15 protein-coding genes and 1 riboswitch are annotated in these 23,331 nt (G+C 47.3%); of the genes, 6 read left to right on the top strand and 9 right to left on the bottom strand.

What is annotated here, in order from left to right; translation table 11 throughout:
- Positions 1-8: 8 nt before the first annotated feature.
- The 7 genes from EI981_RS02755 to EI981_RS02725 all read right to left on the bottom strand — a co-directional run bounded on the left by EI981_RS02755 (position 9) and on the right by EI981_RS02725 (position 10,307).
- A complete protein-coding gene (locus EI981_RS02755; RefSeq protein ID WP_126995230.1) occupies positions 9-1,694 on the bottom strand; it encodes a response regulator in 1,686 nt (561 codons plus the stop codon).
- Between the two features lie 13 nt (positions 1,695-1,707).
- Positions 1,708-3,441, bottom strand: coding sequence for a sensor histidine kinase (locus EI981_RS02750; RefSeq protein ID WP_126995228.1), 1,734 nt, complete (start codon positions 3,439-3,441; stop codon positions 1,708-1,710).
- Between the two features lie 90 nt (positions 3,442-3,531).
- Positions 3,532-4,416 carry a carbohydrate ABC transporter permease gene (locus EI981_RS02745; protein WP_126995226.1) on the bottom strand — a complete coding sequence of 295 codons (885 nt, stop codon included), beginning with the start codon at positions 4,414-4,416 and terminating at the stop codon, positions 3,532-3,534.
- 33 nt (positions 4,417-4,449) lie between these two features.
- A complete protein-coding gene (locus EI981_RS02740) occupies positions 4,450-5,310 on the bottom strand; it encodes an ABC transporter permease (protein WP_127004286.1) in 861 nt (286 codons plus the stop codon).
- Between the two features lie 110 nt (positions 5,311-5,420).
- Positions 5,421-7,073, bottom strand: coding sequence for an extracellular solute-binding protein (locus EI981_RS02735; protein ID WP_126995224.1), 1,653 nt, complete (start codon positions 7,071-7,073; stop codon positions 5,421-5,423).
- Between the two features lie 619 nt (positions 7,074-7,692).
- Positions 7,693-8,844, bottom strand: coding sequence for a Gfo/Idh/MocA family protein (locus EI981_RS02730; RefSeq protein ID WP_126995222.1), 1,152 nt, complete (start codon positions 8,842-8,844; stop codon positions 7,693-7,695).
- A 425-nt stretch (positions 8,845-9,269) separates the two neighbouring features.
- Complete coding sequence (locus tag EI981_RS02725; protein WP_126995220.1) at positions 9,270-10,307, bottom strand: LacI family DNA-binding transcriptional regulator; 1,038 nt, start codon at positions 10,305-10,307, stop codon at positions 9,270-9,272.
- Between the two features lie 316 nt (positions 10,308-10,623).
- Here EI981_RS02725 and EI981_RS02720 point away from each other — a divergent pair, with 316 nt between their 5' ends.
- The 4 genes from EI981_RS02720 (at position 10,624) to EI981_RS02705 (ending at position 16,799) form a co-directional block, all read left to right on the top strand.
- Positions 10,624-12,369, top strand: coding sequence for an alpha-glycosidase (locus tag EI981_RS02720; protein ID WP_126995218.1), 1,746 nt, complete (start codon positions 10,624-10,626; stop codon positions 12,367-12,369).
- 183 nt (positions 12,370-12,552) lie between these two features.
- Positions 12,553-13,590, top strand: a complete 1,038-nt coding sequence (locus EI981_RS02715; RefSeq protein ID WP_126995216.1) for a LacI family DNA-binding transcriptional regulator — start codon at positions 12,553-12,555, stop codon at positions 13,588-13,590.
- Between the two features lie 123 nt (positions 13,591-13,713).
- Positions 13,714-14,373 carry a beta-phosphoglucomutase gene (gene pgmB / locus EI981_RS02710; protein ID WP_126995214.1) on the top strand — a complete coding sequence of 220 codons (660 nt, stop codon included), beginning with the start codon at positions 13,714-13,716 and terminating at the stop codon, positions 14,371-14,373.
- Positions 14,374-14,480: 107 nt separating this feature from the next.
- A complete protein-coding gene (locus tag EI981_RS02705) occupies positions 14,481-16,799 on the top strand; it encodes a glycoside hydrolase family 65 protein (protein ID WP_126995212.1) in 2,319 nt (772 codons plus the stop codon).
- A 62-nt stretch (positions 16,800-16,861) separates the two neighbouring features.
- On the opposite strand, the gene pulA is transcribed toward EI981_RS02705, so the two are convergent.
- Positions 16,862-18,820 (bottom strand): type I pullulanase, encoded by a 1,959-nt coding sequence (gene pulA / locus EI981_RS02700; RefSeq protein ID WP_126995210.1) that lies wholly within the window; start codon positions 18,818-18,820, stop codon positions 16,862-16,864.
- A 530-nt stretch (positions 18,821-19,350) separates the two neighbouring features.
- On the opposite strand from pulA, the gene EI981_RS02690 reads away from it, so the two are divergent.
- Positions 19,351-19,854: a DUF2628 domain-containing protein gene (locus EI981_RS02690; RefSeq protein ID WP_126995206.1), complete on the top strand. Its 504-nt coding sequence runs from the start codon at positions 19,351-19,353 to the stop codon at positions 19,852-19,854.
- 103 nt (positions 19,855-19,957) lie between these two features.
- Here EI981_RS02690 and EI981_RS02685 read toward each other — a convergent pair whose 3' ends face one another.
- Positions 19,958-21,391, bottom strand: coding sequence for an NAD(P)/FAD-dependent oxidoreductase (locus tag EI981_RS02685; RefSeq protein ID WP_126995204.1), 1,434 nt, complete (start codon positions 21,389-21,391; stop codon positions 19,958-19,960).
- Positions 21,392-21,446: 55 nt separating this feature from the next.
- Positions 21,447-21,546: riboswitch (purine riboswitch) on the bottom strand.
- A gap of 253 nt (positions 21,547-21,799) precedes the next feature.
- Between EI981_RS02685 and EI981_RS02680 the strand changes: the two genes are divergently transcribed.
- Positions 21,800-23,119, top strand: a complete 1,320-nt coding sequence (locus EI981_RS02680; RefSeq protein ID WP_126995202.1) for a hemolysin family protein — start codon at positions 21,800-21,802, stop codon at positions 23,117-23,119.
- Positions 23,120-23,331: the final 212 nt, after the last annotated feature.

The following is a 23,331-nucleotide window of genomic DNA, read 5'->3' as shown; positions in this document are numbered from 1 at the left end:
ATATACACTTATTGACTTTGCTGCTGAATCTCCGATCCCAGCATTCTGAATTCCTGCGGGGTCATTCCACTCTGCCGTTTGAAGAAGCGTATGAAGGCTAGTGCGGAGTTATAGCCTAACGCAGCAGCTATCTCGCCTACTTTTTTGGATGAGTTCAAGAGCATGGACTTCGCCGCCAACGTACGATAATCGTTAATATACTTCGATAGTCCCTCTCCCGTTATTTGCTTATACAGCCTGGATAAATAGGAAGGATTCAGGCCTACATAATCTGCGAGTGCATTTAGTGAAGTGTCCGCGGCAATATTCCTCTCAATATACTGATGGACCTTGGCGACAACCTCGGCAGGAGTATCCTCTTCCCTGGAGGCAATCCATTCAAATATATACTCGGCCAGTTGCCAGAAATAATGATCAAGCTCCTCCCAGGATCCTTGATGCTGCGGATGGAATAGTTGATCCAAGTCAAGCAGGGTATTCAAATATTCCCGAACCTCCGGGTGCTTGCTGAGGTAAAACAAGTAGACCGCTGACAGAGAATGGTATAGTTCGATTTTCCGCTCATAGGACCCTGTATCTTCCTTCCAAATAGAGACGAGTTCGAGGTAAAGCTCGCTGAATTGCTCCTGATGGTTGTTCTCCAGACAGGTCATCAGAAGCTGTACACGGGTATGGTAGAACGGATCATAGCTCTGTGTCTGGGTTCTGACCTCATCGTTGTCGGTCGTCACAGCAAATACTGCAGATTCAATATCTCTTATTCCCTCCCGCTGGGTGGCAAAATCATATTTAAGCGTATGGAAGCATGGCGATAGTTCATTCCATGAAGTACTTCTGTTGTTAAGTACAAAGGAGGCGGATAAACCTAATACCCGCTCACAGCTCTGCTGAATTACATGAATGAGTCGCTTCGCCTCGCGATGCGCTCTCATCCAATCCATGAAGGGCTCGGCGCCCCCGCTTATGTCCTCTCTGACCGGTTGGATCAGCCAGACGATTCTATTCTGATCATAGCAGCAGGAGTAGCTGCACACATGAGATGATAAATATTCATCGCTAATATTTTTGAACGCATAGATATAGAGCGCTCTATCCTGCACAGACAGGCCTTGCTTCCATTCCTCGATCCGGCCCAGCATCATGTACACCGGCAACTCAGCCTCCAGCGGAATGCGAACCTCCTCGAGCATATGGCGAAGCTGCTTTGTACTTAGCTGCCTACCCTTCAATAGTTCAAGCACAGCCTCTTTCTGCAGCGAAGGCATGGCTATCCTCATATCCGCCTGAGCCTTAGCGACAATCGCCTTCTCCTTCGCCTCCTCCTCCAGCTTGGCAATCGCTCTTTCCACAGAATGAATGATTTTATCATCGCTCTCGATCTTTAGGATATATTCAAATCCACCATAGGTGATGGCGCTTCTAGCATATTGGAAGTCGTTATATGCCGATAGAAATATCACTTTGCAGGACGGCCAATGACGCCTGATCTCCTGTAGCAGCTCAATCCCTTCAAGACCGGGCATCTTGATATCCGAGATCACGATATCGATAGAATGCGCTTTCAAAATTTCCAGGGCTTCCTCCCCGGAATAGGCTTTGTACAGCTTAAGCTCCAGATGCGACGTCTGCTCGAACAATTCGAGAAGGCCATCAACAATAATGGGAAGATCATCGACGATTAACAAGTGATACATGCTGTTTCCCCCTCTAGCTCATTCTTAATTGAATCGTCACCTTCAAGCCTCCTAGATCGGAACGTGAGACCGTGATTCCATACTCCTCACCGTATCGAAGCTGCAATCGGCGATGAACATTAATCAGACCGGTCGTCTCTTCAAAGGTATAGTGAGGCCGTGCCAAGCGGTCATTAAGCTGCTGAATATTTAAATCGCTTATGCTATCGCCGTTATCTTCAACGCAGAGAATAAATGTATTATCCTGCGGTTCCCCGTACACACGAAGCTTGCCGTTCCCTCTCATATTTCCAAGAGCATGCACATAGGCATTCTCAATAATCGGCTGAAAAATAAGGCGCGGCACCATCATATCGGGAACGCGAGCATCAAATTCCACTTCAATCCGGTCGCCATAGCATATACGCTGCATTTCGACATAAGTCCGTGAATGATCCATCTCCATGCTGAGCGGGATTTCATCCTCGGTATTGCGGGTAATAAATTGAAAATACTGACCAATATAAAGGCAGAATTGATAAGCCTTCTCTTTTTGATGATCCGATTTGATCAAGCGGCATAATACAAAGAAACAATTGTACAAGAAATGAGGATTGATCTGCGACTGCAGCCGCTTCAGCTCTGACCGTTGATTTCGGATTTGCTGCTCATAATTTTCCTCGATTAGTGTCTTCAAAGAACTGACCGTGTTGTTAAAGGCATGATATAAATAACCGAATTCATCCTCGCCCCGATCGATCGCTATATACTCCAGCTTATTCTGTTGTACGCGTCGAAACGAGTAGATAAGCCGCATCAAAGGGCGATAGATCAATCTCCGTAACGAATAGGAGAAGAACAGAACGATACCGACAGCGAGAACCGCAGCGCACCAGAACCAGACCTGGTACTTACGGATCGGGCCTAATATCGCCGATTCAGGAACACTTGATACTAAATACGAATTCCAGAGCTCGGAATAGCGATAGACCGTTAAATAACGCTTCCCTTCAAACTTGATCGTTTCATAGCCTTCCTTCGCTTGCTGCTCCTGCTTGTCAACCGCCAGCTGCTTCATCACTTCAAGAAGTCCCGTATTGCTCCCGCTTACTAATGACCACTCCTGATCCATGCGTAACATCGCAGTCTGCCCTTCTCGGGAATTGGTAATCTGCGAGAGCTTCTCGATAATTTTGTTGGTGGACAGCTCAATACTGATGGCGAAGAGAGGATCTCTAACCGTACTCCCAGGATACTGCATGCTGATGAACAGCCTATTCTGCCAATAGATGAACGGCTGATCATACATATTGGTACTCTGACGCATCGCTTGATACTCCTGCTCCTCAACCTTCGTCTCATAGCTGGAGCTTAATATCGTTCGCTCAATCAGAGGCACATACGCTCTGGACTCCTGAATGAACGGACTTGAATCCTTCATCAGATGGAGCCGCTTCTGGATCTCTAGCACTTTGGCAGACCGCTCGTAGGCGCTCATCACATCTCCTGTAGCGGCCAGCTCCATCAGGTCCGTATCCATCACATAGTTTGGCAAATAGCGGTATATACGATCTACTTCCTGATCGAGAGAATCGAGGTAGAAATGGGTGGTGTTCATCATCGACTCGGAAATTCCCTTACGAATGCTGGCAGCCCCCTGCTGGTTAATAATCCATGTAATCAGCATTAACGGCAGCAAGGCAGCCAGAAAGGCCGCCATAATCTTCTTAAATATGGAAAAGTCACGGAAATGTAGAAGTTTTCTCATAGCTAGCTCTCCTGTATAGATGAATCAAGTTGTATAAACCTATTCATCCATGTTCAAAAAGGGCGGTTTTCAGCACCGAGAAGGTGGGAACTATTCCTTAACGCTTCCCATTACGATCCCCTTAATAAAGAAACGCTGCATGAACGGATAAATAATCAAAATCGGAAATGCGGCCACGAAGATCTGGGCGGCTCTACTGGTCCGGTCCGACAGCTTCAGCATCAATTCAGCATTCTCTGCCTTAATGAACCGGAAATCCATATTAATTATAACCGTTTGTAAGAAGGTTTGGAGCGGATAATTATCAGGATGGTTCATATAGAGCATTCCGTCGAACCAGCTGTTCCAATGGCCTACAATCGTAAATAGTCCTGTAGTCGCAAGTGCCGGCAGCGACAACGGGGCATATATCTTCCACAGTGTCTTGAAATGGCCAGCCCCGTCAATACGCGAGGATTCCTCCAGCTCCTTCGGCAGATTCCGATAGAAGTTAAGCAGCAGGATAATATTAAATACTTGCACCGCTCCCGGCAGCACCAGCGCCCAGATCGAGTCGATCAAGCCCAGCGATTTCACCGTCAAGTACATTGGAATCAATCCGCCATTGAAGAGGATCGTGAATACAAATATCCATGCGTACCCGGTGCGAAAACGAAAATGCTGCGTATCTTTGGACAAAGGATAGGCGGTTATGATCGTTAAGAGCATGCTGAAAGCTGTTCCTAAGACCACCCTTTGAATCGATACGGCAAAAGCACGCAAATACTCCGGTTTACCAAACACATTCTCGTAAGCGGCAGTTGTAAATTCAACTGGCCACAAGATAACCTTCCCTGCAGACGCAGCCGCTCCGGAGCTTAATGACATCGACAGAATGTGGATGATCGGCATTAAGCATAACAGGGAGACGAACCCTAGAAAACAATAATTGCCGACTAGAAACACCCTTCTGCCCCATGATTTATTGTGTGTCATGATGCTGCTCCCTTCCAAGCATTCGCTAATGAACTAGAAAATTCGATAGTTGGCAACTCGATAAGCTAGAATGTATGACATTGACATAAAGATGAAGGACACTACGGACTTCAGTAATCCTACCGCAGTAGCAAAGCCAAACTGCGCTTGCTGAATCCCCATGCGATATACAAATGTATCGATAATATCCGCGCTTTCATACACTTGAGGACTGTATAGGTTGAATATTTGATCGAAGCCTGCATTCAGGACATTACCGATATTCAGGGTCATCATCAGAACGATAATCGGCATCATTCCTGGCAGCGTCACAAACAGTGTCTGCTTGAACCGGCCTGCGCCATCGATCTCTGCAGCCTCATAGAGGGAAGGATTAATTCCTGTCAATGCGGCCAAGTAGACAATGGTACCGAACCCGAATTCCTTCCATACATCCGAGATGACCATTACATAAGGAAACCAAGCGTTATCCCCTAAGAAGAAGATCGGTTTGGCTCCAAATAGCCCGAGCACCTGGTTAACGATCCCGGAGGAAGGCGACAGTACGTCGATCAAAATACCGCTGAGCAGTACCCAGGATAAGAAGTGAGGCAAATAGACCAGGGTCTGGAACGTCCTTTTTACCCATTCTCTTGCAATCTCATTTAGTAGAATCGCCATCGTAATCGGAACGACCAGGCCAGCTACAATCTTCATGAATGCAATAAATATCGTATTGAAGAAGATGCGGCCGATGTCCGGGTATTCAAGCAGCAGCTTGAAGTTGGACCAGCCGATAAAAGGTGATCCGAACAAACCGCGATTCGGAATGTATTTTTGGAAAGCCATCATGATTCCGGCCATCGGTATGTAGCTGAATATAATAAGCATCGCCAGTCCAGGGATCAGCATCATATGAAGCGGCCATTCTTTTCTCCATGTCCGCGTTATAGTCTTCACTCGTATCACCTCGTTGGAATAGAAAGAGGGATTGAGTGACCCAACCCCTCTATACTGAATGTCCTTTATTTATGATCGGCGTACCATTCGTTCACTTCTTTAGTCATTTCATCTCCGCCAAGCTTCTTCCACTCGGCAACAAATTTATCAAATTCATCGATAGAGACTTGATTCATAATAATTTTAAAGAAGACTTCGTCCCGCTTCTTCTTCAAGATTTCCTCTCGATCCGCCATGGTAGGCGTTGGTGCACCGTAGAACTTGTTTTGCAAATAAAGTTTCTCTTCTTGTACCTTTGGAACGATCGAGAACGCGCCATTAGGACCAGAAATTAAATATTCCCACCACAAGCTGGTATCCCCATCCAAATATTGCATAGCTCTTCCATAACGAGTTCGCTGATCCGCGGTCTCTAGAATGCTTTCATCCTTGTTGGCAATAGCTTTCGGCAAGATGACTCCGTTATTGTCTGTTTGGTTGCCTACGCGGACTGGACTAAGCAGCCAATAGTTGTTCCCTTTCTCCTTGCGATCTTTACCGTACATATATATCTTTTGTTCATCTGTCGGATCGAGTGCGTTATCCACCACAATCCACTGATTAAGCAGCTTAATAAAACCTTCCGGATGCTTGGCTTGCTTCGCTACGACATAATATTCGTCCGCCCCTAGACCAATTTGGTTCAAGGCTGGATTGCTATCTACTGAAGGTATTGGATATACCCCCCATTCCTGAACAACCTTGCCATCCTTAACTGCACCTTTGACAAGCTGTGCTGGTACCCAAGATGCACCATACACAAGCCCAATTTGATTATTGTAGATTAACTCTGCTTCCTTCTCTGCATCTTTAACAGCAAATTCCGGATCAATCAGGCCTTTCTTGAACATATCCTGCAAAGCGGCAAGAGCATTTTTCATTTCAGGCTGAATATCACTATTCACTAAATTGCCGTTCCCGTCTTCGATCCACATGTTCTCGTATGCATGGTAACCGTTTAAGAAGGCTCTAAGTCCTGTCACGCCTGTATCGACATTAAAAGGATCTTTACTAACTGCAAGGCCATACGATTTACCGTTTTCAGTTCTCTTCGAAAATTCCTCAGAGATCTTCATCAGCTCATCCATCGTCTTCGGTTCAGGAAGATTCATCTCTTTCAGCCAATCTGTACGAACGTACAAGAATTGGAGATATAAAGGGTTAGACGATCTCGGAATCCCCATCAGCTTGCCGTCGAACATAGCAGATTTCATCTGCATGCCGCCATCCTTCTGGAAGAATTCCTTCGTTTGATCCGTTGCATACTGCTCGTATATATCAGTCAAATCCATAATCATATCTGCTTCCGTTAATTCTTTTAGCTGAGTTGCGTTGACTGGCATGAAATCCGGCAGATCATTAGAAGCGATCGTCATCTTAACCTTCTCTTTGAATTGGCTTGTGTCCGTTATCCATTTATTTGTGATTTTTACACCAATATCTTTCTCGTACTGATCGTAAACCGCATTCTTGTCGTACGTCTCGCCTTCATCAAACTTCAAATATTGGTCACTCGGTACTACGGTCGATACTTCAATCACTGCATTTGGATCCTCTTGCGCTGCCGAAGTTTCCGGCTTCTGTGGCTGCTCAGCTTTCTCCTCAGCTTTGCCACACGCCGTAAGCGCCAGGCTGAATACTAATGTTAAGACTAGTAGCATTTTTGCCTTTCTGTTCATATTACCCCTCCATATGTCTTTTTGAATGAGCAGTGAATTGCGTTCACTACGGCTTTCTTAATTTAAGTATAGAAATGTAAACGCATGCATTCTATATACTTGTGTTGACATCGATATACAGATCTTGACCCTGCTAGCCTCGAGCATCTCTGTAAATGGTCGGGCTCGTCCCAATTCTATGTAAGGGAAATAGCAGCCCTTATATCGGCCGTAACGCTCCCATTTTAAATCTAACGGAACAAGGGACGCTATTCCTGACGAATACGAGTTGACCCCCTCTTTTTTACGAAATAAGGTCGCTCAGTTCCGTTAAAATCCAAAACAGCCTCATTTTACTCAGATAGCGGCTGTAGTTTCCGTTAGCAAATGCGGCTGCCTTTAGCAGCTGCCCTGCGCTTTTGTGTCGTCATACTCCCCATATTACTTTGTATTCGCAGCCTTAGGGATCCTCCTAAAATCCACCTGGGTAGCAAACTGTAAGATTTTAACGCTTGCCCAGAATCTTTTGTTGCGACCCGCAGCTCGCCCTCCTCCATAAGCAAAAAAAGGCTGCCCTGCGCCGTTTCAATAACCGACGAGGACAGCTATATATAAAGGGTGTGGACACATAGTTAAAAAATCACTGTTGCATGAATTCAGGAGCAGGGGATATTTGAACAACCTTGCCTCCGGCCCGGATCGATTCTGTCGCAGCGCAGCCCACGGCTACGCTCATTCTTCCCGCAATCGGTGTAGCTACCGGTTGTTTGCCATCGAGAATCATATCGATGAAGTCCTTGCAAATATTTGGATCTGCGCCACCATGGGAGCCTTCGGCTTCCTTGATATGATAGACGCGATCGGAGAGTTCCCTGTCATTGTTCGAACGTCTCGTCTTCACATACACCTTATTCTCAGGCTCGCTATTCTCCATCCGGCCTTCCGTACCAATGAATACATAATTTCGCTGATAATCCGGCGTAAAATGGCATTGGAGGTACGAGGCTTTAATGCCGCCTTCAAGCTCCATGATGACCATGTTGTTATCCTCGACATTCACCTCTTCGCGGAAGGCGCATTGAATAAGTCGCCCAGGACTCGCCTCCGTGCAAGTCTCACGCTCACTGCAAGTTGGACAAGTCAGATCATTAGGCTTATCTCCGCCATAGAAATCCAAGCTGCCGAACGCGCTAACCTTCGTAGCATATCGGCCAGTGATCCAGTGAATCACATCCAGATCATGCGATCCCTTCTGCAGCAGTAGTCCGGTCGTATTCTTAGAATTGGCATGCCAGTCATGATAATAATAATAGCCCCCAAGTCCGACGAAGTGACGCACCCATACGGCCTTGATCTCGCCAATTACACCTGAATCAACGATTTCCTTCATCGTGCGGTACATGTTCATATAACGCATGTTGAAGCCGACCATCAGATGCTTGCCGGACTGCTTCCATGCTCTTAATATATTGTCACAACCATCCACTGTAATTGCGAGCGGCTTCTCACAGAACACATGCTTGCCTGCCTTCAAGGCCGCTATCGCATGCTCCTCATGACAATAATCCGGCGACATGACAGCAATCGCATCTATATCCTCACGGGCAATAAGCTCGCGATAGTCCGTTGTTACAAATGCATCCGAATTTACATCCTCTTTGAACTCCTCCAGCTTCTTGGGATCGACGTCAACCGCACCGACAACAACCGAGCGACCCTCCGGGTTATGCCAATACTTCGCAATGATACCTCTTCCTCTTGCTCCAATGATCCCTAATCTGACTTGCTCCATATGTACGCTGCCTCCCATATGTAGTGATAGAATAAAAGCTTGCTGGCAGAGATGTGGCCCCGCAGATCAACACAATTCGGTACAGCTTCAGCGCAACGTGCGATCATACAACATTAATGCAAATTAGTGCAAAAATTGCGCAAATAACGAATGAGCTAACTATATGAGTCGTCCTTCTCTGCTAATATAACATACGATCCTAGGAGCTGTTATATCTCCAAGTATATCGCATGATTTCAAATAATAATAGCAATTGAACAGCATTATATCGCCATTCATCATAACGCTTACATCATACATCCGTCGATTTGCCGAGTCAATACATTTGCGCAAATTAATTATGATATTTATTTATTTGGGGCAAATTGTAACGTGAAAAAAAGGACCTGAATTTCGACAAAACCCCGTCGATCTTCACAGTCCTCTTATTTCATGGGATGAACAGATTGCCGCTTTTTAAGTTGAATAGGAACTTGCATTCGAAATGGAAATGGATAGGCCTCCTCCATGCTGTCCACCATTATTTTGGCTGCTGCATAGCCCATTTCGTATTTTGGAACTTGCACTGTCGTTAATGGCGGCGCTGTATATTTGGAGAACTCAATATCATCTATGCTGACAAAAGACATGTCCAAAGGCAGGCTCATTCCTACTTCGGCAGATGCCCTCATTGCTCCAATGGCCAGCATGTCGCTGGCACTGAACATCGCTGTCGGCCGTTCCGACAGATCAAGCAGATCCTTCATCCTCTGATAGCTCTCATCCGCGTCCCAATTAGCGTTAATTACCCACTCGTCCCGGTATTCCAATCCGTGCTCCTCGAGCGTTTTACGATAGCCAACATACCGCTTCTCCCGATCCAGGCTGCCCGATAAGCCGATACCGCCAATGAACCCGATTCTTGTGTGGCCGCGCTCGATCAGATGTCTGACTGCCATTTGGGCCGCCGCGACCCGATCATAGGTAACGACCGGAATATCCGGGTCATTCACATCGATGCCTACGAGCAGCGGAACCCGTCCCTTGAGCCGCTTATAGAGTTCCTTGCTTAACCCCTCGATGCAAATAATGCCCTGCAGATTCGTCACTTCCAACATAGATTCCAATATAGCTTCGTTATGCAGTTCAGCTTGCGTGTGTAAGAAGGCCATAGATAAGCCTCTTTCCAGCAGCTTCGCTTCGATCCCCTGAATAATCGGGGAGAAGTATGGATGATTGTATTTGTTATCCTGCAGCGCTAATATACATCCGATAGCGGGTCTAGCCAATGTAGCATCCCTGCCCTGCTTCGTCTTGGCAGACTTTGTCCTGCGGGTTGAACTATAGTTCATTTCCTTAGCAGCCTTCCATATCTTCTGCTTCGTCTCTTCACTAATCCTTCTGCTATCATTCTGATTAATGACCCGCGACACAGTCGAGATGGAGACACCTACCCGTTCTGCAATTTCCTTCAGTGTAGTCATGTGCCCCTCCGATCCTATTTCCAGGCTTGCACGCTCATCGTCGTTGGTACCTCCCATTATAACGAGCAATATAATTTAGTAAAATAGGTAGTTCGAAAATGGAGTTGCTGAACCTCCCTTGTGCAAAGGTTTGAACAGTGCTATAATCCAGTCGAATAAATCATTTTTATGTTACATAAACGCCCCTTGTAGAGGGGCGTACAATTTGAAGGCACTGTTATCGCAAGATACATCCTCGGCCCTAGTTTTTTCGGCTCTGGAGTATCTTTTTTTGTTTTTTTCACAACCTATTATAACAGAATCAGGAGGATTACTTATGTTGCTTGAAGCAGTTTACCACCGTCCTAAGCTCAACTGGTCCTATGCTTATGATCAAGAGACGATTCATCTCCGCCTTCGTGCCAAGAAGGGGGATCTATTACAGGCTTTCGCTTTTGCTGGCGATAAATATATGTGGGATCAGAGCAAGGAACTGGTTCCTATGCGGAAGCTGATTAGCGATGAAATGTTCGACTATTGGGAGTGTGCGATCAAACCAACGTACCGCAGACTTAAATACGGATTCCTGCTCAAGAGCGCGGATCGTGAAATGTGGATGACGGAGGATAACTTCTCTCCTGAACGACCTGAAAATCCAGATCGGCTGTTCGAATACCCCTTCCTTAATCCAGCTGATATATTCACTGTCCCGGAATGGGTTAAGGATGCCGTATTCTATCAGATCTTCCCGGAACGCTTCGCTAACGGCAATCCAGACAATGACCCGGAAGATGTGCTCCCTTGGGGCGGCAAGCCAGAGCGCCACAATTTCTTTGGCGGCGATTTGCAAGGGGTCATCGATCATATAGATCACTTGAGTGAGCTCGGCATTAATGCCATCTATTTTACACCGGTATTTGAGGCAACAACCAACCACAAGTACGATACGACGGACTATATGAAGATCGACCCACATTTCGGTGATGTGGATACGATGAAGAAGCTGGTCAAGGCTTGCCATGAGCGGGAAATCCGGGTAGTGTTGGACGCGGTCTTCAATCACTCTGGACAAGCTTTTGCCCCATTCCTTGACGTGCTGGAAAAGGGTGAGAAGTCCCGCTATAAAGACTGGTTCCATATTCATCAGTTCCCGCTTGATCCGACCCGCGGCCTACCGACCTATGATACCTTCTCGTTCGAGCCGATCATGCCGAAGCTGAACACCAGCAACCCGGAGACAAAGCAGTATTTGCTGAATGTCGCTGAATTCTGGATCAAAGAAGTGGGCATTGACGGCTGGAGACTTGATGTAGCGAATGAAGTAGACCACCAGTTCTGGCGCGAATTCCGCAAAGTGGTTAAGAAGGCGAATCCCGAAGCATACATTCTCGGTGAGATTTGGCATGAGTCTTCTCCTTGGCTACAAGGCGACCAGTTCGATGCCGTAATGAACTATCCGTTCACCAATGCGGTAATTGATTTTGTCATCCGGCAAAAGATGGACGCTCAAAGCTTCGCCAATGTTATCGGCCAGCAAATTTCCCGTTATCCGCAACAAGCGAGCGAAGTGGCCTTCAATCTGTTGGACAGCCATGATACTCCGCGTTTGTTAACCCTGTGCGATGATAACAAGGATCGGATGAAGCTGGCTGCATTGTTCCAATTCACTTATATGGGCACGCCTTGCATTTACTATGGAGATGAAGTCGGCCTTGACGGTGGACCGGATCCAGATTGCCGTAAATGTATGGAATGGCGCCCTGAACATCAGGATCAGGACTTGTTCGACTTCTATCGCAAGCTGATCGCCTTGCGCAAGGAGCTGGCTCCGCTGCGCACCGGTACAATCCGCTTCCTAGAAGCTGAGAAGGGCGGCTCGAAGCTCGCCTATGAGCGTAAGCTGGGCGGAGAATCGGCAATTGTATTGCTTAACAATGACGACGCTGGCCAAACCTTCGAGATCGATACGACAGATAAGCTATGGCTGGACAAGATCAGTGGTAAGGGTTATACAGCAGCTGACGGCAAGCTGATGGTAAGGCTGCCTGCTTATGGCTACGCCATTCTAACATCGGAACGATAATCGATCATTCACGCCCCCTCCCATACTAGCAGCATTAGGAGGGGGCTTTATTTTTATGATGGATGTTTGAATACGCAAGTAACTGTGTTGCGCAAACGATACCACTAATCCTATTTACATTCGATGCCTTATCGATTAATATTACTGTGTAAAGCAAACGGTTCCACAAAGGAGAGTATTTCAATGGCCGTTACGATCAAGGACGTCGCCAAAAAAGCAGGAGTATCGCCCTCCACCGTGTCCCGGGTGCTATCCAACCATCCCAGAATAAGCGCAGAAACCTCAAGAAGAGTAAGAGAAATTATGGAGGAGCTCGGCTATCATCCGAATATTATGGCAAAGAGCCTCGTATCCCGGACGACCAACAGCATCTGCATTATGCTGCCGAAGTCTGCCGAAGAGTTGTTCTCCAATTTCTTCTTCATGGAGTTGATCCGTGGTATCGTTACCCAAGCTAATCGTCAAGGTTTTGATGTGCTGCTGAGTTCCGGAGCCAATGAGAAAGATGAGGTTGAAGGGGTAGCCAGGCTCTTGAACGGACACCGAGTAGATGGGGTGATCTTACTCTATTCAAGAACCGACGATCCTGTTGTCGATTTTCTATACCAAAATAATCATAAGTTCGTCCTGATTGGGCGCAGTGAGCAATACGCCGATATTTTATCGGTTGATACAGATAATGTACAAGCCTCCTACGATGCAACGAAGCATTTGGTCTCGCTCGGACATCAGCGGATCGGATTTGTCAGCGGTCCTCCTGATCTCGTCGTATCCAAGGATCGCTTGCAAGGTTATCTGCAGGCATTGAGCGATGCCGGGTTGGAATCGAAGCCGGAATGGATTGTCGAAGGCGAATTCCTACAGGAGAGCGGGTATCGGGCCATCTCTTTCTTCATGAATCTTCCCGACCGCCCTACAGCGGTTGTTCTGGTCGACGATGTCATTTCCTTTGGCGTGTTGCGGGGATTGCACGAGCTCAACTACAAGATTCCTGACGATCTATGCTTGGTAAGCTTCAACAATATTCCGCTGGCGGAGATGTCTACACCCCCGCTGAGCAGTGTCGATATCGGGATTTATAATATGGGATACACCGCTTCCCAGATGTTGATTCAAGCGATTCAGCACAAAGACAACGATAAAGTGAGCACAGCAAGATATGTCATTCCACATCGCCTGGTCGTACGCGAGTCTTCTATATTCTCCGTTCCGAAGGTTTGATGTCCCCATTCTACAAAAATAATGGAAGCATTCGCGCTTCTTTTATTTTTTAATATTGATTCAAACGTTTGCGCAAAATCGTAATTCACTGTTATTCCACTATTCATTGCAGGAGGAGATATGATGAGTCACATTCAAGCTTGTCTGTTCGACCTTGACGGCGTTCTCGTAGACACCGCCAAATACCACTATTTAGCCTGGAAGCGGCTGGCCAATGAGTTGGGCTTCGATTTTACGGAGCAGGATAACGAAAGATTAAAGGGCGTTAGCCGTATGGCCTCGCTCGACATTCTGCTAAGTATTGGGAGGCTCACATTGGAGGATGCTAAGAAGCAGGAGCTAGCCGCGCGCAAGAACGATTGGTATGTTGAATCAATCTCCCGGATGGATCATACGGAAATCTTGCCAGGAGCGTTGGAATTTCTGCAAGCCTGCCGGGAGAACGGGCTGAAGACCGCACTGGGTTCAGCCAGTAAAAATGCGATGACCATCCTGAACAATACAGGACTGACCCCCTATTTTGATGCCATCATCGACGGCACACATACTTCTAGTGCCAAACCTGATCCTGAAGTGTTCATACTGGGAGCTCAGGAGCTTGGCATATCCCCCGAAAGTTGCGTCGTCTTCGAGGACGCCGAAGCCGGGATTGAAGCAGCACGCCGCGCTGATATGAATTGCATCGGTATCGGGTCACTGGCGACGCTAGGCCAGGCTGACTTCGTGATCGCTTCCCTCGCCGAGATGACCGTGGAACGTCTAGATCAGCTCGAACAAGCTTAAGAGCCGCCAAAAGTCAGGGGCAGGCAAAAGGGCTTGTTGATATAAAGCATAGCTTTGTTCACCACTCATTAAACATATAAATGATGTTATGAAAAGGAGAGATCAACGTGAAGCAATATTTGAAATTAGATGAATGGTCCATCATCGAAGAGTCCTTCGACCCGCAAAACCATGAAATATCCGAAAGTATCTTCAGCATCGGCAACGGATATATGGGACAGCGGGCCAATTTCGAAGAGCAATACAGCGGCACAAGCCTACAGGGCAGTTACATGGCTGGAGTATATTATCCGGACAAAACCCGCGTAGGCTGGTGGAAGAACGGATACCCGGAGTATTTTGCCAAAGTACTGAATAGTACGAACTGGATCGGAATCAATGTCACGATCGATGGCGCTGTGCTTGATCTGGCAGAGTGCGAAGTCAAGGACTTCGTGCGCGAGCTGAATATGAAGGAAGGCTATCTGTCCCGCCGTTTTACCGCTGTTCTGAAGGACGGCAAAGAGGTGGCGGTGGAAGCGATCCGCTTCGTCAGTGTCAAACGCCATGAGATCGGGGCGATTCGCTATACGGTAACGCCGCTCAATTTTAACGGGACAATCACGCTAAACCCATATCTTGACGGGGATGTACAGAATAAGGACTCCAACTATGAGGAGAAATTCTGGCTAGAGGTAGAGAAATCTGCCGAGCCTGAACTTTATTATCTGACGGTGAAGACGAAGAAGCTGGACTTCCATGTGACCTCGGTGATGTCTTTTGACATATTCAAGAATGGCTCCAAGCTGGATATCCAACCTGTCGTAAGCGAGAAGGAGAAATACGTTGCCGGTGAAGTCAGCGTTGAGGCGCATGCAAATGAGCCGATTACTTTGTTCAAGTATGTAGCCAATGTGACCTCCCGTGATCATGGACTTGGCGATTTGGTTGCGGCTGGTAAAAGCCTGCTCACGGCTGCTAAGCAAGCCGGATTTGATACCCTGCTCAGCGAACAGGCTGCCGGATGGGCTGATAAATGGAGAGATAGCGATATTATTATCGAAGGCGATGTCTCGGCGCAGCAGGCGATCCGCTTTAATATTTTCCAATTGAATCAGACCTATAGCGGTGAGGATGACCGCCTCAACATCGGCCCGAAAGGCTTCACTGGTGAGAAATACGGCGGAAGCACTTATTGGGATACAGAAGCTTACTGCATTCCTTTCTACCTTAGTACCGCGGATTCCCATATCGCCCGCAATCTCTTGATCTATCGCTACAAGCATCTCGAGAAGGCCAAAGAGAATGCGAAGAAGCTCGGCTTCACCAAAGGCGCCCTCTACCCGATGGTAACGATGAACGGTGAGGAGTGCCATAACGAATGGGAGATTACATTTGAGGAAATTCATCGTAATGGTGCGATTGCCTATGCGATCTATAACTATGTGAATTACACTGGCGACTTCGCATATCTGGGCCAATACGGACTTGAAGTGCTAGCTGAGATCTCCCGCTTCTGGGAGCAGCGCGTGAACTTCTCCAAGGCTAAGAACAAATACGTCATGCTTGGCGTTACCGGACCGAACGAGTACGAGAACAACGTCAACAACAACTGGTATACGAATCGGATTGCCGTCTGGACGCTCGAATATACGCTGGAGGTCCTTGAATACCTGAAGGCTAATGAGTCGGACAGATATCAGGCTCTAATCGACAAGCTTGATTTGCAGGAAGAAGAGACGAAGCAATGGCAGCATATTATCGACAATATGTATTATCCGTACGATGAAGAACGCGGTGTATTCCTGCAGCAGGATGGCTTCCTAGATAAGGAACTGATCGCTGTGAAGGACCTTCCGGCTGGAAATCTGCCGATCAATCAGAACTGGTCCTGGGACCGCATTTTGCGTTCCTGCTTCATTAAGCAAGCTGATGTATTGCAAGGCTTGTATTTCCTTGGCAACCATTATGATCTTGATACGAAGAAACGGAACTTCGATTTCTATGAGCCGATAACGGTGCATGAGTCCTCCCTGTCCCCTTGCGTGCACTCTATTATTGCCTGCGAGCTCGGTTATCAGGAGAAAGCCTATGAGATGTATCTGCGGACGGCCAGACTCGATCTGGACAACTATAACAACGATACAGAGGACGGCTGTCATACGACCAGCATGGCAGGCACCTGGATGTCCATCGTTCAGGGCTTTGGCGGGCTTCGCGTCGTAGACGGAGAATTGGTTCTGCGTCCTTTTGTACCATCTCATTGGGACAATTTCTCGTTCAAGGTTATGTTCCGTGACTCACGCCTGAAGGTGAACGTAACCGGAGACAGCATTCATGTCGTTAATGAGACCGATGCCCCTGCGGCAATCTGCGTATATGACACGAGCTATACCGTGGATGGACATGGTGAGATCAAGCATCAGAACGCCTCGGCAAACTTATAAAGACAAACTTAAAGGGCCATTCCTGAATTTTGCATTCAGGAATGGCCCTTTTTTACTTATTATTAAGAATGAACGGCCAGTACAACCATACCTACTCCATGTACTTGAATTTGCTGCTTCTTCAGGGAGATGACCTGCTCATTGCCGAAATGCACTTCCCAATCCCCGAGCTCTGGAAGTTCAAGTGTAGTCGGTTCTGGATTTGCGTTGTACAGAACATACAGATGACGATCCGGATCCCCTCCGGCATGATTGCGCAATGTATACGCGATGGCATGGTCTGGCGCTTGTTCGAAATGGAGATGCCTTCTGATCTCTCGCGCCGTTCTCAAGCGGAAGGCCGGGTGCGACTGACGCAGCTTAATTAGGCTGCACATATACAAAACATCGCTCTGGTGCTCGGCGCAGCGTTGCCAATCCATCTGATTAATCTCAATCGAGGATTTGTAGCTGTTCTCTACCCCCTGCTTCGTGCGCATGAACTCCTGTCCAGCGTGAATGAACGGAATGCCTTGGCTCGTTAAGACCATCGCCGAAGCAAGCCGGTGCATGCTGCGCCGTTCCTCATCCGTATGGCCATCCGTAGAGAGCACTAGTTTATCCCATAACGTATGATTATCATGGCATTCTACATAGTTGACTGTCTGATCTGGCTCAGTAGCATACTGCGCGATTACACCCTCGTACTTGATCCCGCCGACAATCCCCCGCTTCACCTTCTCTTCGAAGCCGCGTCCTAGACTAACAAAGCCCTTCAGGCTATATACGAAAATATCGCCCTTCACCGTATCCCGGAAACCATCATTGAACTGGCCAATCCGCGGAAGAAGCGCAGCATTGCTCTGATTGGCACGCTGGGCCTCTGGCAATACCGTATCCATCACCCAGCCTTCACCGATCATCATAATGGAAGGATCGATCTTATCGAGACGACGCCTGATCTCATTCATCGTAGCGATATCCGTTAGCCCCATCAGGTCAAAACGGAAGCCATCCATATGATACTCCTGCGCCCAATATACGACCGAATCGACAATGAATTTGGACATCATCGCCCGCTCCGAAGCGCATTCATTCCCGCAGAAGCTGCCGTTAGAGAAGGTTCCATCCTCTTTATAGCGCAAATAATAGCCGGGAACGAGCTTGGTGAAATTGACCAAGTATCCGTCATAGACGTGATTGTACACGACATCCATAATGACCCGGATTCCGCGGTCATGGAGTGCCTGAATCGTCTGCTTCAACTCTCTGATTCTGAGCTCCGGGGAATAAGGGTCCGTGGCATAGGAGCCTTCCGGGACATTATAATTTTTCGGATCATATCCCCAATTGTATTGTGGAAGCTCCGGCTTCGTCTCATCTACACTCTCCGTTGCGTAATCATATACCGGCAGCAACTGCACATGGGTTACACCAAGTCCAGAAATATAATCGAGCCCTGTTGGTATTCCATCCGGTCCTGTCGTACCACTCTCCGCCAAACCAAGGAACTTCCCGGGATAGCCACTTCCGCTCTGCGGATGAATCGATAAGTCCTTAACATGAAGCTCGTAGATCACCGCATCGACTGGAGCTGCCAATAGAGGCCTATCTTCCGTCCAGCGCTGTGGCCGCGTACTGCTCAGATCGAGCACAACCCCGCGGTCCCCATTGACGCCAACAGCTTTGGCATAAGGATCAACCGCCTCATTCCACTGACTGCCAACCTGCACACCGAACGTATAATACCAATGATTGCAATCCCCGTTCACCGTAAGCACCCAGGTCCCACGAACGTCGCGAACCATCGGCTTGCGCTCAACAAGCGCTCCATCCGAGCTATCATAGATCATCACGCTCGCTTCAGAGGCCGTTGGTGCCCACAATCTGAACGTAGTCTGCTCCGGTGTATAGGTAACCCCTAAATCATCGCCATCATAGTAAAACGCTTCGTCAAATTTAGAATCAAACACAGAAATTCCATCCGTTACAGCAAGATCCCCATAATCCGTAACAACATCCATTTCCTTCTGTACCGACACTGGCTTCACTCCTATCTCATGAAAGTGTGAACGTGCGAGAAAATCGAGAAAGGTCTATCAGATGCCAATGTATCATATGGCAACAAATCCCTAAAACGTTCCGCTACCTTCACGGCCTGTCTAGTAAGGAATCAGCTGCACATCATAGTTACCAGACAGGTTGTCCAAAAGACTGTATATCATGCATTCTAGCATCGTTTCACACTTAGAGCAATCGTTTGCACAAATATGTTGTCAAACCGTTAAAAACCTTCACAGCCGCTCCGATAAATATAAAGATATAGTTCTTTGGAACCACATATAACCTTACAATGCAGAACGGGGGCCTCTATGTATTGCACAAATTGTGGCGCAGATCTAGAAAAAACGGACAAATTCTGTTTTCATTGCGGGATCGCACAGAGAGAACGAGTCATTGCAGATAGGCAGCGCCTACTTGAGCCTTCTGTATACACACCGCAGGGTCAAATCGTATCGGATGAGGAGCTAGAACTGTTCATCGGGAAGAACGCAGCCAGCTATTTAAACAAATGGAGGCAAGCCTCTCATTGGAACTGGCCACCTTTATATTTGGACAAAATTGGCTGCTGTACCGAGGCATGTACTTGTACTTCTTCCTCTACCTGCTCCTTGCGCCAACGATCATTGGGATCGCAGCGGTGATCCTCTCTCCCGACTATTCATTCTCCGTCGGAGCATGCATCACGATGTTACTGATTGGCTTTTCCCTTCAGGCAGCCTTCGCCTGCATCGCGAATCGGCTATATCTGTACCACGCGAAGCATAAGATCAGCGCTATTAAGCAGCGATACCCGGATCATCATGAGCAGCAGGAAGAAGCCATTATCTCTGCCGGCGAGACGAGCCTATACATACCAATCGCCCTTGCCTTGCTTCCGTTGCTAATCGCTATCGTAGTTAGCATGTTCAGCTATGTAAATATATATAAACGAATCCAGCAGGACCTGCAATTTAACAGCATGGAAATCCATAGCAATCGATCCGTGGAGCTTCTACCCAAGATCAGCCTGTGATCTCCCCACTCATGGTTTTTTGCTTTCAATATTCAAAAATAGGACCACCATCACCTGCTTCTTTGTGAATGGCGGTCCTTATAAAGCTGGTATGTCACTTCGGTTAGTTTATCTTCTCCATCATACTACGGGCGATCCAGACCCCTGCAGCCCCTGCCTGCGCCAGGCCACGGGTAATTCCAGCTCCATCCCCGCCGCAGAACAAGCCGTTGATCTCCGTCTCCAGCCCCTCTGAGAGCTTCGGACGCGCGGAATAGAATTTTGCTTCAACTCCGTAGAACAGCGTATGCTCGGAAGCGATTCCCGGCGTTACTTTATCCAGTGCCTCAACCATTTCGATCAGGCTCTTCATCGTATTATATGGGAGGACAAGCCCCAGATCGCCAGCCACCGCCTCTTTCAATGTCGGCTCCAGGAAGCCCTCTGCGATCCTTCCAGCCGTCGATCTTCTTCCGCGCAGAATGTCGCCATATTTCTGAACGATCACTCCACCGTTGGATAGATCATTCGCTCTCTTGCAAATCTCACGCGCATATTCATTCGGCTTGTCGAACGGATCGGTGAACTTATGAGAGACCAGCAAGGCAAAATTGGTGTTCGCCGAGCCTAGTGCCGGATCTTTATATGCATGGCCATTTGCTGCCATCACTCCCGTATGATTCTCGACAACCACATGCCCGGATGGGTTGCTGCAGAAGGTACGAACTCGAGTCCCCACCGAGGTGTTGAAAATAAACTTCCCTTCATATAGGTGTTCATTAATTTCCCGCATTACAATGTCTGAGGTCTCCACGCGCACCCCGACGTCCACTTGATTATTCGTCATCTTCAATCTGCGCTTCTTCAATATTTCCGACAACCACACCGAGCCATCTCGCCCCGGGGCTACCATGACCTGATCTGCCTCGTACACCTCACCGTTCTTCAGAACAATACCCTGTATCTGATGTTGCCCGTCCTGTTTGACAGTAACTATATCTTCAACTTCTGCTTTGAATAGCATATCGATCCGGGATTGTAAATATTCATAAATGGACTTCAATATTTCCAGGTTCTGCTCTGTCCCCAAATGGCGTACCTGGGCCCGAAGCAGCTTCAATCCGGCAGCATACCCACGCTGTTCTATGCTGCGGATGGCATCGGTTGTCGGATCGGTGATCGTCGTCGTCGCCCCATGATCAAGATTGATCTGATCAACATATTTAATTAGCTCAAGCACTTTGGACTGGGGTAAATAATCGCTTAACCATCCGCCAAATTCAGTCGTAATATTGAACTTACCATCACTATAGGCACCTGCTCCACCGAATCCGGCCGTAATCGAACACGCAGGCAGGCAGCCGGCAAATTCCTTACGTCCAGCTGCTGGCGGACAAAGCGTAATCTTCTCCTCAAGAATCGGACAACGGCGGCGATAAATGTCATGTCCCTTATCTACCAGCAGTACCTTCCAATGTGGTGCCTTCCTTGTAAGCTCATAGCAGGCAAAAATACCGGCTGGTCCTGCCCCAACGACAATCACATCATATTTACTCATATATGTCCCTCCTGAAGTCAGAAAAATAGCAAAAAATCCTGAGTCTATGAATAGGTATACGAAACATACCTATCGTAGCCAGGATTTTACGGTTCCTTGTAGAGACCCTCAAACCATATCATTGAGGATATACGAAATCATGTGCCGAGCATTTAGATTTTCATCAACAATTACAGCTTACCAAATCACGCGAATAAGTCAATAAGAGTTTGATGATAATATTCGTATTTTCACATATAATTCATAGTTTGTTTTATTTAATTATTATTATATCCGCCAAAACACGAACATTAATTGTACACCGATCCTCTATCTATCATGTTAATTCGCAAAATATTGAGCGATATTATATAATATAATTGATATTCATTTTTATCATTTTATAAATAAAAGGAGTAGATGTAGAGAATGGACAGTGACAGGCTATTGGGTTTAAATTTGGTTATGGTGGCGATTCTGATCGCATTAACGGCGTTCTTCGTTGCGGTAGAATTCGCGATCGTCCGTGTAAGAGAGAGTAGAGTGGATCAGATGATTCTAGAAGGGAATAAGAAGGCACTCAGTGTCAAACAGATCATTACTCATCTGGACGACTATCTATCTGCTTGTCAGCTGGGGATTACCATCACAGCTCTCGGACTCGGTTGGCTAGGGGAACCAACGGTGGAAAGAATTTTGCACCCTCTATTCCACAGCCTCCAAATACCTGATGCAGTTAGCAAGGTGCTTTCATTCATCATCGCATTTGTCGTCGTCACTTATCTGCATGTCGTCGTCGGGGAACTAGCCCCTAAGACAATCGCGATCCGCAAGGCAGAGACCGTTGCTATGCTAACGGCTAAACCGCTTATTTGGTTCAATAAGGTCATGCGCCCCTTTATCTGGACTTTGAACGGATCAGCGAATCAGCTCGTTAAATTGGTTGGCATTAAACCAGCCTCAGAGCATGAGGAAGCCCACTCTGAGGAAGAATTACAGATTATTATTAACGAGAGCTTTGAGAGTGGCAAGATCAATCAGAACGAATACGGCTATGTAAACCGGATATTTGCTTTTGACAATTTATTAGCCAAGGAAATTATGGTGCCACGTACCGATATGGTGTGTTTATATACGGAGAAATCCCGCCGGGAGAATCTGGACATTATCAAGGAACAGCAATATACTCGCTTCCCGGTCGTACGCGGGAATAAGGATAATATTATCGGATTTATTAATACGAAGCAGTTCTTCCTTGCCTCCGAGGATAACCCTGATCTGGATATCGCTTCGATTCTACAGCCTGCTATGGCCGTATCGGAAGTGACTCCGGTGAATGAACTGCTGCAGAGAATGCAGCGCGAGGGTACCCATATGGCGATTCTGATCGATGAATATGGAGGAACCGCCGGACTCGTAACCATCGAGGACATCCTCGAAGAGATCGTCGGCGAGATTCGCGACGAATTCGATAAAGAAGAGGAACAACCGCTCCTAATGGTCAATGAGAACCATGTTATCGTCGATGGCAAGGTGACGATTAACCATATTAATGATCTATTCATGGCTGATATTAGTACCGAGGATGTCGATACGATCGGTGGATGGCTGTTCGGAACGAATCCCGAGATGAAGGTTGGAGAGACACTTGAGCATGAAGAACTGACCTTCAAGCTGCTTGAGAAAGAGCCGAACCGCTTCCGCAAACTGGAGATTATTAAGCTGGTTCCCGAACAATCGGGAGTCTAACCTAAGCATAAATTCACTATCTATTTGGGCCAGCCCCCTGTCTCACAAACAGGGGGCTGGCCTTTGTTGTAGAGTTATGACCCCCTCTAGACCTGATGCGTGGTACTTCCTCCAAAGACTCTAATCCCCTTTCACACGTCTACCCTTTCAACGTACCGTCTGCAATGCCCTTTATTATTGTCATAATTTGGAACCACAACTATATCCATCTG

Source organism: Paenibacillus lutimineralis (assembly GCF_003991425.1).
Classification (GTDB): Bacteria; Bacillota; Bacilli; order Paenibacillales; family Paenibacillaceae; genus Fontibacillus; species Fontibacillus lutimineralis.
This window is presented reverse-complemented; position numbering and strand designations above follow the sequence as displayed.

What these genes read in the sequence shown, in the direction of transcription:
- EI981_RS02715 (WP_126995216.1), top strand. Translation starts at nt 12,553, where the DNA reads ATGGCCGTTACGATCAAGGACGTCGCCAAAAAAGCAGGAGTATCGCCC.
- EI981_RS02750 (WP_126995228.1), bottom strand. Translation starts at nt 3,441, where the DNA reads ATGAGAAAACTTCTACATTTCCGTGACTTTTCCATATTTAAGAAGATT.
- pgmB (WP_126995214.1), top strand. Translation starts at nt 13,714, where the DNA reads ATGAGTCACATTCAAGCTTGTCTGTTCGACCTTGACGGCGTTCTCGTA.
- EI981_RS02680 (WP_126995202.1), top strand. Translation starts at nt 21,800, where the DNA reads ATGGACAGTGACAGGCTATTGGGTTTAAATTTGGTTATGGTGGCGATT.
- EI981_RS02720 (WP_126995218.1), top strand. Translation starts at nt 10,624, where the DNA reads ATGTTGCTTGAAGCAGTTTACCACCGTCCTAAGCTCAACTGGTCCTAT.
- EI981_RS02740 (WP_127004286.1), bottom strand. Translation starts at nt 5,310, where the DNA reads ATGATGCTGATCCCTGGACTGGCGATGCTTATTATATTCAGCTACATA.
- EI981_RS02745 (WP_126995226.1), bottom strand. Translation starts at nt 4,416, where the DNA reads ATGACACACAATAAATCATGGGGCAGAAGGGTGTTTCTAGTCGGCAAT.
- EI981_RS02735 (WP_126995224.1), bottom strand. Translation starts at nt 7,073, where the DNA reads ATGAACAGAAAGGCAAAAATGCTACTAGTCTTAACATTAGTATTCAGC.
- EI981_RS02755 (WP_126995230.1), bottom strand. Translation starts at nt 1,694, where the DNA reads ATGTATCACTTGTTAATCGTCGATGATCTTCCCATTATTGTTGATGGC.
- EI981_RS02685 (WP_126995204.1), bottom strand. Translation starts at nt 21,391, where the DNA reads ATGAGTAAATATGATGTGATTGTCGTTGGGGCAGGACCAGCCGGTATT.
- EI981_RS02730 (WP_126995222.1), bottom strand. Translation starts at nt 8,844, where the DNA reads ATGGAGCAAGTCAGATTAGGGATCATTGGAGCAAGAGGAAGAGGTATC.
- EI981_RS02690 (WP_126995206.1), top strand. Translation starts at nt 19,351, where the DNA reads ATGGAGGCAAGCCTCTCATTGGAACTGGCCACCTTTATATTTGGACAA.
- EI981_RS02725 (WP_126995220.1), bottom strand. Translation starts at nt 10,307, where the DNA reads ATGACTACACTGAAGGAAATTGCAGAACGGGTAGGTGTCTCCATCTCG.